Origin of the sequence: Arthrobacter sp. Hiyo1 (assembly GCF_001263615.2) — a bacterium.
Taxonomy (GTDB): domain Bacteria; phylum Actinomycetota; class Actinomycetes; order Actinomycetales; family Micrococcaceae; genus Arthrobacter.
Window position 1 is genome coordinate 272,126 of the sequence record NZ_DF952470.1, and the last position, 14,405, is coordinate 286,530.

The 14,405-nt window shown below is 64.4% G+C and carries 9 protein-coding genes and 4 pseudogenes; 8 read left to right on the plus strand and 5 right to left on the minus strand.

Translation table 11 applies throughout. The features are described 5' to 3' along the window. The 5 genes and pseudogenes from AHiyo1_RS10155 to AHiyo1_RS10175 form a co-directional block, all read left to right on the plus strand. The coding region (locus tag AHiyo1_RS10155; protein ID WP_059388489.1) for a cryptochrome/photolyase family protein at positions 1–1,165 on the plus strand (1,165 nt) is incomplete at its 5' end. 146 nt (positions 1,166–1,311) lie between these two features. Continuing rightward, a pseudogene (locus AHiyo1_RS10160) lies at positions 1,312–2,809 on the plus strand (CoA-acylating methylmalonate-semialdehyde dehydrogenase). Next, positions 2,809–3,855: an enoyl-CoA hydratase/isomerase family protein gene (locus AHiyo1_RS10165; RefSeq protein WP_059388490.1), complete on the plus strand. Its 1,047-nt coding sequence runs from the start codon at positions 2,809–2,811 to the stop codon at positions 3,853–3,855. Before AHiyo1_RS10160 ends, AHiyo1_RS10165 begins: the two are co-directional and overlap by 1 nt. Next, positions 3,848–4,768 carry a 3-hydroxyisobutyrate dehydrogenase gene (gene mmsB / locus AHiyo1_RS10170; RefSeq protein ID WP_059388491.1) on the plus strand — a complete coding sequence of 307 codons (921 nt, stop codon included), beginning with the start codon at positions 3,848–3,850 and terminating at the stop codon, positions 4,766–4,768. The genes AHiyo1_RS10165 and mmsB overlap by 8 nt, the downstream gene beginning before the upstream one ends. Before the next feature lie 78 nt (positions 4,769–4,846). Continuing rightward, positions 4,847–5,626, plus strand: coding sequence for an enoyl-CoA hydratase (locus tag AHiyo1_RS10175; protein ID WP_059388492.1), 780 nt, complete (start codon positions 4,847–4,849; stop codon positions 5,624–5,626). On the opposite strand, the gene AHiyo1_RS10180 is transcribed toward AHiyo1_RS10175, so the two are convergent. The 5 genes and pseudogenes from AHiyo1_RS10180 to AHiyo1_RS10200 form a co-directional block, all read right to left on the minus strand. Then, complete coding sequence (locus AHiyo1_RS10180; protein ID WP_059388493.1) at positions 5,613–6,446, minus strand: sulfurtransferase; 834 nt, start codon at positions 6,444–6,446, stop codon at positions 5,613–5,615. The two genes, AHiyo1_RS10175 and AHiyo1_RS10180, sit on opposite strands and share 14 nt — an antisense overlap. 62 nt (positions 6,447–6,508) lie before the next feature. After that, positions 6,509–7,013 (minus strand): annotated as a pseudogene (locus tag AHiyo1_RS10185) (MarR family winged helix-turn-helix transcriptional regulator). Between the two features lie 26 nt (positions 7,014–7,039). Beyond that, entirely contained in the window at positions 7,040–8,755 is a 1,716-nt protein-coding gene (locus AHiyo1_RS10190; protein WP_059388494.1) for an AMP-binding protein, read from the minus strand. Positions 8,756–9,009: 254 nt separating this feature from the next. Continuing rightward, positions 9,010–9,831 (minus strand): ammonia-dependent NAD(+) synthetase, encoded by an 822-nt coding sequence (gene nadE, locus AHiyo1_RS10195; RefSeq protein WP_059388495.1) that lies wholly within the window; start codon positions 9,829–9,831, stop codon positions 9,010–9,012. Positions 9,832–10,156: 325 nt separating this feature from the next. Continuing rightward, positions 10,157–11,134, minus strand: a complete 978-nt coding sequence (locus AHiyo1_RS10200; protein WP_059388496.1) for a LacI family DNA-binding transcriptional regulator — start codon at positions 11,132–11,134, stop codon at positions 10,157–10,159. Between the two features lie 226 nt (positions 11,135–11,360). Between AHiyo1_RS10200 and AHiyo1_RS10205 the strand changes: the two genes are divergently transcribed. The 3 genes and pseudogenes from AHiyo1_RS10205 to AHiyo1_RS10215 all read left to right on the plus strand — a co-directional run. Then, positions 11,361–12,716, plus strand: a complete 1,356-nt coding sequence (locus AHiyo1_RS10205; protein WP_059388497.1) for an ABC transporter substrate-binding protein — start codon at positions 11,361–11,363, stop codon at positions 12,714–12,716. Between the two features lie 12 nt (positions 12,717–12,728). Further along, a pseudogene (locus AHiyo1_RS10210) lies at positions 12,729–13,723 on the plus strand (carbohydrate ABC transporter permease). An 83-nt stretch (positions 13,724–13,806) separates the two neighbouring features. After that, positions 13,807–14,405 (plus strand): annotated as a pseudogene (locus AHiyo1_RS10215) (carbohydrate ABC transporter permease); the annotation flags it as partial.

The window sequence follows — 14,405 nt, forward strand, 5'->3', positions numbered from 1 at the left end:
ACCGGCGGCGGAGATCGTCCGGCAGACCGCGACGGCGATGGGTTCCGGATCGCTGTACTGGAACCGCCGTTACGGCGAGGCAGAGCGAACGCTCGACGCCGGCATCAAGGCCTGGGCGCGCGAGTCCGGAATGCACTCGGAGAGTTTCCAGGCATCGTTGCTGCATGAACCGTGGGCCGTCACCACGAAGCAAGGGGGGCCGTTCAAGGTCTTCACGCCCTTTTGGCGGGCTGTGTCCGGCTTGGATTTCCGTGAACCGCTGGAGGCTCCGGAACCCGGCCGCGGATTCTCCGGCCAGCTCCCCGAATCCGAGGAATTGGACACGTGGGGATTGTTGCCGCGGAACCCCGACTGGTCTGCCGGACTGGCCGAAAGCTGGCAGCCGGGTTCGGCCCAGGCGCATGAGCTACTTGATGACTTCCTGGAGCACGGGCTGGCGGACTATTCGGTGAACCGGGATCGGCCGGACCTACCGGGCAGTAGCCGACTGTCCCCCTTCTTGCGGTGGGGACAGCTCAGCCCGTTCGAGGTGTGGCATGCCCAGCAGGGCCGGCGCCGGGAACCGGGCGACGGTGCGGCCGTTTTCGCCTCGGAACTCGGTTGGCGTGAATTCTGCTGGCACCAATACTTCCATCATCCGGACCTGGCAACGGCCAATTTGCGGCCCGGTTTCGACCACTACCCGTGGGCTTGGCCTGGTGGTCAGGGTGCAGGCCCGCTTGGGGAAGTCACGGAGGCCGCCGACCTCCTTCGCGCATGGCAGGAGGGCCGCACCGGGTTCCCCATGGTGGACGCCGGCCAGCGGCAATTGTGGCACACGGGATGGATGCACAACCGGGTCCGCATGGTTTCCGCCAGCCTCCTGGTGAAGAACCTGGGCATCCACTGGCAAGTGGGCGAGCAATGGTTCTGGGACACCTTGGTGGATGCCGATCCTGCGTCCAATCCTGCGAACTGGCAGTGGGTAGCCGGTTCCGGCGCGGACGCCTCGCCTTTCTTCAGGATCTTCAATCCGGTGACCCAGGCAGCGAAATTCGATCCCGACGGCAGATACGTTGGCCAGTGGATCCCTGAGCTGTCCACGGCGGACTATCCGGAGCCGGTGGTGGACCTTAAGGCCTCGCGGCGGGAGGCCCTGGATGCCTACGGCTCGCTTCCTCGTTGAGCCAGGCCACCTGGGCACGAGCTGACGTCCTCTAGAAATTAGTAGGAAGTCCGAGTATATTCGGGATCAAAGACGTCCGGGAGCGCAGTTGGACTTGCGCTTTCGAGGCCGATGGCGGGCATTCCCCCTATGCAAAGGAGCATTCCATGGTGCGCGAACTTTCCCACTACATTGACGGCCAGAGGGTCGATGGCACCTCCACGCGCTTTGGCGATGTCTACAATCCTTGTACCGGCGAGGTCCAGGCTCGGCTTCCCCTGGCAAGTGCTGATGAGGTCAGGAACGCCATTGCGAGCGCGGAGAAAGGCCAGCTCGAATGGGGCGCCATGAACCCGCAGCGCCGCGGCCGGATCCTGCTGAAGTTCGTGGACTTGGTCAACGAGCACATGGACGAACTCGCCACGCTCCTTTCGTCCGAGCACGGCAAGACCTTCCCCGACGCCAAGGGTGATATCCAGCGCGGCATCGAGGTGGTGGAGTTCGCCGCCGGGGCACCGCACCTGCTCAAAGGCGAATTCTCGGACAACGCCGGCACCGGCATCGACGTCCACTCGCTGCGCCAGCCGCTCGGCGTCGTCGCGGGCATCACGCCTTTCAACTTCCCGGCCATGATTCCGCTCTGGAAGTCCGGCCCCGCGCTGGCGGCCGGCAACGCTTCATCCTCAAGCCTTCGGAGCGCGACCCTTCGGTGCCGCTGCGCCTGGCGGAACTTTTCACCGAGGCGGGGTTGCCGGACGGCGTCTTCAACGTCATCAACGGCGACAAGGAAGCCGTGGATACCCTCCTCGAGGATCCGCGGGTGAAGGCTATCGGCTTCGTCGGATCCACGCCGATTGCCCAGTACATTTACGCCACGGCAGCGGCCCACGGGAAGCGCGCCCAGTGTTTCGGCGGCGCCAAGAACCACATGGTGATCATGCCCGACGCCGATCTTGACATGGCAGCGGATGCCTCATCGGTGCCGGCTTCGGTTCCGCCGGCGAGCGTTGTATGGCGATTTCGGTGGCCGTACCGGTTGGCCAGGAGACGGCGGACCAGCTCGTCTCGAAGCTGCAGGACCGCATCAAGGGCCTGAAGGTGGGCCCCAGCCTGGCTGCGGATTCGGACTTCGGACCTGTCGTGGCCGCCTCGGCGAAACACCGTATCGAGGGGTACATCCAGGCCGGTGTCGACCAGGGTGCCACGCTCGTCACCGATGGGCGCGACCTGAAGGTGGACGGCTACGCCGGAGGTTTCTGGGTGGGCCCCACCCTCTTCGACAACGTCACGAAGGACATGTCCATCTACAAGGAGGAGATCTTCGGCCCGGTCCTGAGCGTCCTCCGCGCAGCCGACTACGAAGAAGCGCTGCGGCTCTGCTCCGAGCACGAGTTCGGCAACGGCGTCGCGATCTTCACCCGCGACGGCGACGCTGCCCGCGACTTCGCGAGCCGCGTCGAAGTGGGCATGGTGGGCATCAACGTTCCCATTCCCGTCCCGATTGCCTACTACACCTTCGGCGGATGGAAGGCCTCGGGCTTCGGCGACCTCAACCAGCACGGCGCGGACGCGTTCCGCTTCTACACCAAGACCAAGACGGTCACCACCCGTTGGCCCTCCGGCATCCGCCAGGGCGCCAGCTTCGTGATGCCGGCCGGCAGCTGATGGCCGAGGTCCTGTTCGAGAAGCGCGGCCACCTCGGCGTCATCACCCTGAACCGGCCACAGGCCGTCAACGCCCTCAACGCCGGCATGGTGCACGCCATGCTGGAGCAGCTCACCGCGTGGGCGGAGGACGACGCCATCAAGACCGTTCTGGTGCACGGCGCCGGGGACCGCGGACTATGCGCGGGTGGGGACATCGTGGCGATCTACGACGACATCCTGCGCCGCGGAGACCGGACCGCGGATTTCTGGGCTGCGGAATACCGCTTGAACTCACTCATTGCCCGGTACCCGAAGCCCTACGTGGCCTTCATGGACGGACTGGTCCTCGGCGGCGGGGTCGGGATATCGGCCCATGGCTCAGTCCGTGTGGTCACAGAGAGGACCCGCACGGGCATGCCGGAAACCACCATTGGTTTTGTGCCCGACGTCGGCGGGACCCTTCTGCTCTCCCGCTCGCCGGGGGAGTCCGGTACCCACGCCGCCCTCACGGGTGCCCATTTAAGCGGAGCTGACGCCTTGTTCCTGGGGCTCGCGGACCACTTCGTCCCGTCCGAAAGCCTGCCCGCGCTCGCGGAAGCGCTGGAAAGCTCGACGGCGGAGGCCGCCGTCGGGCGTTTCGCGCAGGAACCGCCGGCCTCGGCGTTGTCCGGCCAGCGCAAGTGGATCGACGACGCCTACGCTTCGGATGACGCCGAGGAAATCGTCGCGAGGCTGCGCAACGCCGGCGGGGAAGCCGCTTCAGCCGCCGAGACGATCGGGGCAAAGTCGCCTACAGCCGTGAAAGTCACCCTGGAATCGCTGCGGCGGGTCAAGGGGCTCTCCCTCGACGAGGCCTTGGAGCAGGAATACCGCGTTGGCGTGCGGTGCCTGGCCGGGCCTGATTTTCGCGAGGGGATCCGTGCCCAGGTGGTGGACAAGGACCGCAACCCGCAGTGGAAGCCGGCTTCCCTGGCGGAGGTGTCGCCGGCCGCCGTCGAGGGCTTCTTCGCGCCGCTCGGCGATCGTGAACTCAAACTTCATTCAAAGGAGTCCGACCATGTCTGACGCAGTTTCCGGCACCATCGCTTTCCTCGGCCTTGGCCACATGGGCGGCCCGATGGCCGTGAACCTTGTCAAAGCAGGGCATCACGTCGTCGCGTACGATCCCGTGCCGGCAGCACTCGAGGCGGCCCGTGAACACGGTATTGCCACGGTGGATTCCGCCCCGGAAGCGGTCGCGGGGGCCTCCGTTGTCCTGACCATGTTGCCCAGCGGCAAGCACGTCCTGGACGCCTACCGGGGAGTGGACGGAGCACCGGGCCTGCTCTCGGTAGCTGCGCCGGACACGCTGTTCCTCGACTGCTCCACGATCAACGTAGACGAGGCCCGCGAGGCAGCAGCCATTGCGCTGGAGGCTGGCCACCGCTCCGTGGACGCGCCGGTTTCCGGAGGCGTGGTGGGTGCCGAAGCCGGGACCCTGACCTTCATGGTGGGGGCACTGCCCGAGGACTTCGAAACGGTGAAGCCGGTCCTGGAACTCATGGGCCGGAGGATCGTGCACTGCGGCGACCACGGAGCCGGGCAGGCCGCCAAAGTCTGCAACAACATGATCCTGGGCGTTTCCATGATTGCCGTCAGCGAGGCGTTCGTGCTGGGCGAGAAGCTGGGCCTCACTCACCAGGCGTTGTTCGACGTCGCCTCCAACGCCTCGGGGCAGTGCTGGGCGCTGACCACCAACTGCCCGGTTCCCGGACCGGTTCCCACGAGCCCGGCCAACCGCGACTACCAGCCCGGATTCGCCGGAGCGCTCATGGCCAAGGACCTGCGGCTCGCGGTCAACGCGCTTGAGAGCACCGGAGTGGACGGGCAAATGGGACACCTCGCCTCGAGGATTTACGACGCTTTCGCCGCCGAAGGCGGAGCCGGGCGCGACTTCTCCGGCATCATCACGGACATCCGGGACAAGTCCGCCAAGTAGCCTTGGCGGGTAGGTCATTTCCGGGGGCCACAACGTGGGCAACCGACACAACTGAGCAACCGACAAAAGGGGCACGGCTTGGCGCAGCAGTACGAAAACATCCTGGTGGAACTCCGTGGACGGGTAGGCTTGGTGACCCTGAACCGGCCGAAGGCGCTCAACGCGTTGAACCAGGCCACCATGAATGAGATCGTGGCCGCCGTGTCGGACATGGATGCGGATCCCGGGGTGGGCGCCGTGGTGATCACCGGCTCGGAGAAGGCCTTCGCGGCCGGCGCCGACATCAAGGAGATGGCCTCCAAGGGGTACATGGAAATGTACGCCGCCGACTGGTTCCGCGCCTGGGAAAACCTCACGCGCCTGCGCATTCCCGTGATTGCCGCGGTGTCCGGTTTCGCCCTCGGCGGGGGCTGCGAACTTGCCATGATGTGCGATTTCATCATTGCCGGCGACAACGCCAAGTTCGGCCAGCCGGAAATCAACCTCGGCGTCATTCCGGGCATGGGCGGCTCGCAACGGTTGACCCATGCCGTGGGCAAGGCCAAAGCGATGGACATGATCCTCACCGGGCGGTTCATGGACGCCAATGAAGCCGAGCGGGCGGGACTCGTTTCCCGCGTCGTGCCCGCCGCATCCGTGGTGGAGGATGCCCTGGAGGCCGCCGGCGTGATCGCGTCCAAGTCCAAACCGGTTGCCATGGTGGCCAAGGAAGCCGTCAACGCAGCCTTCGAAACCGGCCTCTCCCAGGGTGTCCTGTTCGAGCGCCGGATCTTCCACTCATTGTTTGCCACCGAGGACCAAAAAGAAGGCATGGCGGCGTTCACCGAGAAGCGCCAGCCGGAGTTCAAGCACCGCTAGTCCCGAGCTCGACCGGGAGTTCTAGCGCATGGCCGTATTGGGACCACCCGCCCGTGAAGAGCCGCCCTTGTCCGAGGCCGGCGTGCTCCAGGGCTAAAAGATTGTGGCAAGCCGTTACTCCGGACCCGCAATAGCTGATCACGTTCTCGGCCGATGTGATGCCCGCCGTAGCGAAGATGCGCAGCAAATCGGCCTTGCTGCGCAGTTTCCCGTTGGGGTCCAGGTTCTCCCTGCACGGGACGTTCCGCGCGCCGGGCACATGCCCGGGCCTTGGATCAATGGGGTCCTGCCTGCCCTCGAATCGGTCGCGGTTGCGTGCGTCCACGGCGAGGTTTGATTCGATCGAGAGCTCGTGGATCTCCGCCAGGCGGTTCCTGGGCCACGGTTGTGCGGTGAAATCACCTGCGGGCCTCGAAGGATGTTCGGTTTCCAAGGGCCCTTCATAGTTCGCCAACCCGCCATCCAGCAGAGCGGAGCTGTGGCCTGTGGCGCGCAGCATCCAAACCAAGCGTGCCGCGATGACTCCGCCGGCGTCGTCGTAAGCCACCACGATGTCGTCGTCGCGGATTCCCACTTCCCGCATCCCGAGGGCAAAATCATGCGGCGCGGGCAGCGGGTTTCGTCCTTCGAGTGGCGATCCCTCAGCCGAGAGCCATCGATCCAGGTCGACAAAAACGGCACCGGGGATGTGCCCGCCGTCGTACGCCGCCCGGCCCGAGCGCCCGTCGAGGTACCAGCGCACATCGGCCAGCACCACGCGGCGACGGTTTTGAGATAACCATTCGATGTCGACAAAGGGTTCTATCGCTGCACTCTTCATGGCTCAATGCTATGCATGAGTCTCATTATTTGATATGCGTATCTCGCAATGTGGTCAGGGGGTCAGTCCGTGAAGTCGCCCGCCGCCTTGCGGAAGTCTCCCAGCACGCGGATCAGGTGCTCGACGTCTTCGTCCCCGAAACCGGACTGGCCGAACACCTCGTTGTTGAGTGCCGTCGTCGCGCGCTTCGCGAGGGTGCGGCCCTCCGCGGTGAGCTCGATCAGCGTGGTGCGCCCGTCAGTGGGGTGCGGGGAGCGGACCACGAGGGCTGCCTTTTCCAGACGGTCGACGGCGTTGGTCACCGACGTCGGATGCACCTGGAGCAGCGCGCTGGCCTTGTTCATGGGCAACGCGCCGCTGCGGGCGAAACTCAGTAGCGCCAGGAGCTCGTAGCGCGCGAAGGTCAGGCCGAATGGTTTCAAAACCCCCTCGATCCGCGCCAACAGGATCTGCTGCGTGCGCATGATCGCGGTGATGGCCGCCATGGGCGCGGCGACGTCGCCCCAGCCATGGCGTTCCCAGTTTCGCTGCGTCGGCGATGGGGTCGCGGGGGAGTGGGCTGCCCACGGTACCTCCTGACATTGCTTGGCTGCCTATTCTTTCAGACTCGGGAACTCGTCCTCGGTGTACTCCACACCCAGGCCGGCCGGCAGCGGACCATCGCCATGGCGGGCCACCTCCGTGCCCCGAAGTTCGACGCGCCTGATCTTGCCGGAAATCGTCTTGGGCAGTTCGCCGAATTCGAGCCGCCGGATGCGCTTGAATGGCGCCAAATGCTGCCGGCAGTATCTGAGGATGTCCTCCGCCACAGCCGGGCCGGGCTCGTAGCCGGCGGCGAGCACCACGAACGCTTTGGGCACCGAAAGCTTCACCGGATCCGGAGAGGGCACGACGGCGGCCTCCGCCACCGCGGGGTGTTCGATCAGGACGCTTTCGAGTTCGAAAGGGGACAAGCGGTAGTCCGATGACTTGAAGACATCGTCCCCGCGGCCCACGTAGGTAATGACGCCGTTCCCGTCCCGGCTGGCCATGTCGCCCGTGTGGTAATAACCGTCGCGGAAAGCCTCGGCCGTCTTTTCCGGGTCGCCGAAGTAGGACTTCATGAGCCCCACGGGGCGGGGGTCCAGGCGCAAGCACAGCTCGCCGTCGTCGGCCTCTTCGCCAGTGGCAGGGTCAACGAGCACCACGTCGTAGCCCGGCAGCGGCCGTCCCATGGAGCCTGTCTTGACCGGCTGCCCCGGAGTGTTCGCGACCTGGACTGTTGACTCTGTCTGGCCGAAGCCGTCGCGGATGGTTTGGCCCCAGGCCCTCTCCACCTGCCCGATCACCTCGGCGTTGAGCGGTTCGCCCGCCGAAACCACCTTGGTGGGCGGGGTTTTGAGCAGGGTCAGGTCGGCCTGGATGAGCATGCGCCATACTGTGGGCGGGGCGCAGAAACTCGTGACTCCTTCGCGGCCCATCTGTTCCAGGAGGGCCTTGGCATCGAAGCGGTCGTAGTTGTAGACGAAGACGCAGGCCTCGGCGATCCAGGGCGTGAAAACGTTGGACCACGCGTGCTTGGCCCAACCGGGGGACGCCACGTTGAGGTGGACGTCTCCAGGCTCCAGGCCGATCCAATACATTGTGGAGAGGTGCCCGACCGGATACGAGGTGTGGGTGTGCTCCACCAGCTTCGCCCGCGACGTAGTGCCCGAGGTGAAGTAGAGGAGCATGGTTTCGTCGGCGACGGTGGGGGCGTCCGCGGCGAACGTCGTCTCTGCGGAACCCGATTCGACATACTGAAGGGCACCGGGGGTCTGGCCGTCGCCCACTTCAATGAGGGTGTAATCGCCCGGGACCTCGGCAAACTTGGCGATATTGGCGCTTCCGACGGCGGCCCAGCGGGCGCCGCCGCGTTCCACGCGATCCGCGATGTCGCGTGGGCCCATGAGCGTGGTGGTGGGGATCAGGACCACACCGAGTTTGATCCCGGCGAGCATGAGTTCCCACAGTTCCACCTGGTTGCCGAGCATGATGATCATGCGGTCTCCCCGACGGACGCCCTCGGTTCGGAGCCAGTTGGCGAGCTGCGAGGACCGTGCGGAGAGCTCGGCGAAGCTGCGGCGGGTGGAGCTGCCGTCCTGCTCGACGATGACGAGCGCAGGGTTGTTGGCCGTGCCGGGATTGGCTGCGATCTGGTCGAACCAGTCGAGCGCGAAGTTGAACTCGCTGAAGCGGGGCCACTGGAATTCGCTGTGTGCGCGGGAGTAGTCGGTGCGCAGCTCAAGGAGCCGGTCGCGGGCTGCACGGAAGTCGTCGGTGACTGTCATTGTCTGCCTTTCGCCCTGCGTGGAATGGGTAAACGCGGACCGGGAAGGGGCTGCCCGTGTGATCCGCCTCACCTGCAATATACTAGGACATCCAAGGGTTTGGAAGAGGCAGCCATGCGGTGCTGCGTCCCGTCACGCAGGGCAGGCTTTTGTGGAATGACGACGGCGGCGCCCCCCGCTACGGCGCGGCAGACCGCCGTCGTGCGCTGCAAAAGTCGCTCGGCGTGACGGCGGCGCGCCGGTTCAGGCGATTGCTATTTCCACCACGTGTCGAAAATCGTGACCGGAACAGTGCGCTTGTGCCGCGTGCGCAGGTACTTCTGTTCGATGGTCTCCGCGACCTCGTCGGAGACGTCCCGGCCTTCGAGGTAGTCGTCGATCTGGTCGTACTTGATGCCGAGCTCGTCCTCGTCGGTGCGGCCGGGTGTGCCGTCCAGGAGGTCGGCCGTGGGGACCTTGTCCCAAATGCGGGACGGGGCGCCCAGCTCGGCGAGGAGTGCACGGTTCTGCCGTTTGTTGAGGCCGAAGAGCGGCAGGATGTCCGCGCCGCCGTCGCCGAACTTGGTGAAGAACCCGGTGACGGATTCGGCTCCATGGTCCGTGCCGATCACCAGGTAGTTGTGCTCGCCGGCGAGGGCGTACTGGGCGGTCATGCGGGCCCGGGCCTTCGTGTTTCCCTTGTGGAAATCCGAGATGCGCGCGCCCGTGGTCTTTTCGAACTCATCCTCGAAACCGTCCACTGCGCGCGAGATGTTGAATGTCCATTCGGTCTTGGCCTGGATGAAGTCGAGCGCGGCCTGGGCGTCGTCCTCATCGTGCTGGGTGCCGTAAGGGAGCCGGACGGCCACGAAGTTCGCCTCGACGCCCTCAGCCTCAAGCTCTTGGACGGCCAGCTGGGCAAGCCGGCCGGCAAGGGAAGAGTCGAGTCCGCCGGAAATGCCCAGGACAAAGCCCTTGGTGTGTGTGGCCTTGAGGTATTCCTTCAGGAACGTGACGCGTTTGCGGACCTCCTCGGCAGGGTCGATCCGGGGCTGGACGCCCATTTCCGCAATGATCGTGGCCTGGAGTGTGCGCATGTCCCCAACACTAGTAACCAGTACTTGAAACACTCAACTGTGTCATCCACGAAGTCCGCCAATCGAGGAACGCTCGCTCAGATATGGGCGCTAATCGAGGAACGCTCGCTCATGATGTGAGCGAGGGTCGCGCCAAAACGCACTATAAGTGAGCGAGCGTCCTGGGAGGGGCTGCGCCGTCGTGTGTCCGGGCTGTTTGTCACCACCCCCGAGCTACTTCGACGATCGCTCGCTCAGATATGGGCGCTAATCGAGGAACGCTCGCTCATGATGTGAGCGAGGGTCGCGCCAAAACGCACTATAAGTGAGCGAGCGTCGGTGGGGATTACGACGGCGCGGTGCCCGTCGATGCCCGGACCGTGAGGTGCGTGGGCATGACCGCCAGGCGCCGGCTGGTGCCGCCATATTGGGGATTGAGCCTGGACAACAGCATGGAGACGGCCACTCGCCCGGCCTGTTCAATGGGCGACGCCATGGTGGTCAGGGGAGGGTTGCAGAAATCGGCTCCGAAGATGTCGTCGCAGCCCACAATGCTCATGTCATCGGGCACCCGAATACCGCGTTCGCGCAGGCGCTGCAGCATTCCGATGGCCAGCAGGTCGTTGAAGACTATGCACGCAGTGGCCCCAGTGTGCACTGCGGCGTCCGCTGCGGCCGCTCCGGAGGTGGTCTTGGGCGCGAACGGCCCCACGCTGAACGTGGTCAGCTTCCGCTCGGTGGTTTCGTCCTGGAATGCCTGCCACCGCTTGGCATTGGACCAGGACGTGGCCGGGCCTCCAACGAAGCAAATACGTGTGTGCCCCAGCGAGACCAGATGTTCCAGCGCCTGGATGATGGCCGACGGCGTATCGATCACCACGGTGGGTGCGATAGCCGGAGCCCGGTTGATGGTGACCAAAGGCTGCTGTGCCGCCGCCTCGGCCAGCTGCGCATCCGTCAGGCGGGACGCGGCAAGGATGAATCCGTCTGCCGAGCGGCGCATTTTCTGCAGGGCATCTGCTTCCATCTCCGCTGATTCCTCGGTGTCTACGAGCAATTGCGTGTAGCCGGCGGCCTTCAACTGGTGCTGCGTCCCACGGATGATGTCGAAGTAGAACGGATTGGTGATGTCCGGAACCAGGACGGCAACTGTCTGGGTGCGTCCGGAGCTGAGCCCGCGGGCCTGGGAGCTCGGAATGTAATTCAGTTGCGCGGCCGCTTCTTCGATCCGCTCGCGCGTTACCCGGTTCACTCGGCCGGGATTGCTCAGGGCCCTCGAGACTGTTGATGTTGCCACTCCCGCAAGCTCCGCCACATCGCGGATAGTGGCTGCCTGCCTGGTGACTGGAGCTGGAGTTCTGCCATCGCCTAGGTGTTCCTCATCTGCCGCAGCCGCTCTTCAACGAGTGACTTGTCCCACAATTGCAGCACCGATGACAATTTTTGGCAATCGCTTGTCATCGCTGTTGCGCTTCCCTAGACTCGGAGAAATCACCCGATGTGACGCGCACCACGCCAATGAGGCCATCGGGTCTCCAGGGAGGAAAACAATGAAGTTTGCATCGTCCGCCAAATTTGCCGCTGTTGTCGTAACAGCCGCCCTAGCTCTGACCGCCTGCGGAGGCGGAAGCACCAGCTCCGGGGGGAGCGTCGGGCCCGTCGACGGGAAGGGCAAGAAGCTGAGCGTCCTGACAGGCGTCAACAACCAGTACTCTGCCCAGCAAAAGCAGTGGTTCACCGACATTGCGGCCAAGTTCAAGGCCCAGACCGGTGCCGATGTCGAATTCGAAACGTTCGCGTCGGCCAACGACGAACTGACCCGCATCCAGACCTCCGTCGTCTCCGGACAGGGACCCGATGTCTACAGCCTTGGCACCACCTTCACGCCCACCGCGTACGCAACCAAGGCCTTCGTGACGTTGTCCGACGACGACTGGAAGAAGGTAGGCGGGAAGGACAAGTTCAACCAGGCCGCCCTCGGAATTTCCGGCCCGGACGCCCAGCACCAAGCGGGCATTCCCTTTGTCAGCCGGCCGTTCGTGATGGCCTACAACAAGGACATCCTGAAAGCAGCCGGAATCGACAAGCCCGCCACTAGCTGGGACGAGCTCGCAACCCAGGCCAAGAAGATGACCGACGCGTCCACCGGCACCTTCGGCCTGGCCACCGGGTACAAGGACAACTTCGACCCCTGGAAGTTCATCTGGGCCATGTCCGTCCAGGCAGGAAACCCGCTCGTGGACGGCAAGACGCTCAAGCTTGACGACCCGGCCGTCAAGAAGGCCTATGAAACCTACTTCGGTTGGCTTACTAAGGACAAGATCGTCGATCCGGCTTCCATCGGGTGGAGCAACAGCAACGCCGTTGCCGCCTTTGCCTCAGGCAAGGCCGGATACCTCATGATGACGACGTCGAGTTCCCTCCCGACGCTCGACAAGTCGGCTGTCGCGGGCAAGTACGCCTACACGGCCATGCCGACGACGGCCCCGGGCCAGTCCTCTCCGCAGGGCGACGGTGCGAATGCGGCCAGCATCCTGTCCGGTGACAACGTGGTTGTTGCCGACTACTCGAAGCAGAAGGACCTTGCCTTCGCTTACATCAACCTGATCACGTCCAAGGACGAGCAGTTGAACTACCAGAAGATCTTCGGAGACCTGCCGGCCAACGCCGAAGCGCTGAAGGCCCTGAGCAACCCCGCGCTCCAACCGGTTGCCGATACCGCGGCGAAGTCCAAGGCCACGCCGTTCACCGGAGCCTGGGGCGACATCCAGCTCGCTCTCCTCAACGTCGTGGTCCAGTCGATCCCTGATCTCTCCAAGGGTTCCGTGGACGACTCGAGCCTCCAGACGCGCCTCAAGGACGCACAAACCAAGGGCCAGGCCTCACTTGACCGGGCATCGAAGTAAGTAGGAACTGACATGTCCACCGATTCATTGACTGCGGGCAAGTCCACGCGCCGCAAGTCGTCCCGCGCTGCCAAGCCGGACCCGCAGTCACCGAATGACACTTCCCGGCGCCGCAAGGGGCTGAGCGAACGCAACCGCCCCTTGTGGATGCTGATTCCGGGCGGCCTGCTGATGGTGATCATCATCGTGGTGCCGCTCCTGCTCGGAATCTTCATGTCGGGGCTGGACCTGGACCAGTATTCGCTGCGCAAGTGGGTCAGCGCTCCGTTCATCGGAGTCCAGAACTTCGTCGAAGCGCTGACCGCATCGCCTTTGCTGCACGCCATCTGGCTCAGCGTCAGCTACTCCTTGCTCGCCATGGTGGTCACTATCCCGCTCGGCATCGCGGGGCAGTCGCCACCCAGAACGCGTTCAAGGGCCGGGCAGTGATCCGTTCCATCTTCCTGATCCCCTACGTCCTCCCTTCCTTCGTGGTGGCGACGGTGTGGCGGACCATGTTCCAGCCGGGCAGCGTCATCGACTCCATGCTGCATTCGGTGGGCATCGACCCCGGACTGTGGCTCAACGGTCCCCAGTCGTATTGGACGCTCATCCTTGTCCAGATCTGGGCGTCGTGGCCGTTTGTCTACCTGCTGGCTTTGTCAGGGCTCCAGTCCGTGGACCATGAGGTCCACGAGGCCTCGGCCCTTGACGGCGCCCTGTGGTGGAACAAGCTCCGCTACGTGGTGTTCCCTTACCTGAAGGGTCCGCTCTCCTTGGCATTCCTGATCGGCATGCTGCACCACATCAACAACTTCACCTTGCCGTTCGTCCTGTTCGGGGTACCTGCTCCGTCCGATGTGGAACTGCTCCCGATCCTCACCTACGTCACCAGCTTCCAGAGCTTCCGGTTCGGGCTCAGCGCGGCCATGGCGTTCATCTCGCTGATCCTGATCGCGATTCCCTTGTTCGTCTATCTGCGTGCCGTCAAACTCGACGACGCCGAAACACCCGGAGGCAAAAAGTGAGCACCGCAACTACCGCCGTCGGACGCAAATCGAACGAGGACTTCCGTCCGGGCTCCAAGCGCCAGCATGAAGTCACCCGGCTCATGCCAGGGCCGATGCTCGCCATCATCCTGACTCTGTTGTGTGCCCTGGTGCTGATTCCGGTGGCGTACATCTTCCTCGCGTCCGTGAACTCGGACATCGGCGTGGCCAGGGGCGAGTTCTTCCCGTCCAGTTTCTCCTTTGAGAACTACTCGACCATCTGGACGAGCGTTGGACTGGCCACCGGCTTGGCCAACAGCGTGCTTGTGGCCGGTTCCACCGCCGTTGTCTCCGCGCTCATGTCGATCGCCACCGCCTACGTCCTGGTCCGCTACCAGTTCCGCGGCCGCTTGACGATCCTTCGCGGGCTGCTGGGACTCCAGTCGGTTCCCGGCACCCTCATGGTCCTTCCGGTCTTCGTCCTGTTCTCTTCGTCCGCCACCTATCTGGGCATCCAGGTCATCGGCACGCAGTGGGGCTTGTTCATCACCTATTTGACGTTCGCGATGCCGTTCTCCACCTGGGTGATGGTCACCTATCTGCGCGGCCTGCCGCGCGAACTCGAAGAAGCGGCAAGGATCGACGGTGCCAGCAACCTGGGCGTGCTGGTGCGGATCATCCTCGCTGAGCTGGCCCGGCGTCGTCGTTTCCGGCATTTTCG

Excerpts from the sequence above, each read along its gene's own strand:
- AHiyo1_RS10165 (WP_059388490.1), top strand. The coding sequence starts at position 2,809 with ATGGCCGAGGTCCTGTTCGAGAAGCGCGGCCACCTCGGCGTCATCACC.
- mmsB (WP_059388491.1), top strand. The coding sequence starts at position 3,848 with ATGTCTGACGCAGTTTCCGGCACCATCGCTTTCCTCGGCCTTGGCCAC.
- AHiyo1_RS10180 (WP_059388493.1), bottom strand. The coding sequence starts at position 6,446 with ATGAAGAGTGCAGCGATAGAACCCTTTGTCGACATCGAATGGTTATCT.
- AHiyo1_RS10190 (WP_059388494.1), bottom strand. The coding sequence starts at position 8,755 with ATGACAGTCACCGACGACTTCCGTGCAGCCCGCGACCGGCTCCTTGAG.
- nadE (WP_059388495.1), bottom strand. The coding sequence starts at position 9,831 with ATGCGCACACTCCAGGCCACGATCATTGCGGAAATGGGCGTCCAGCCC.
- AHiyo1_RS10205 (WP_059388497.1), top strand. The coding sequence starts at position 11,361 with ATGAAGTTTGCATCGTCCGCCAAATTTGCCGCTGTTGTCGTAACAGCC.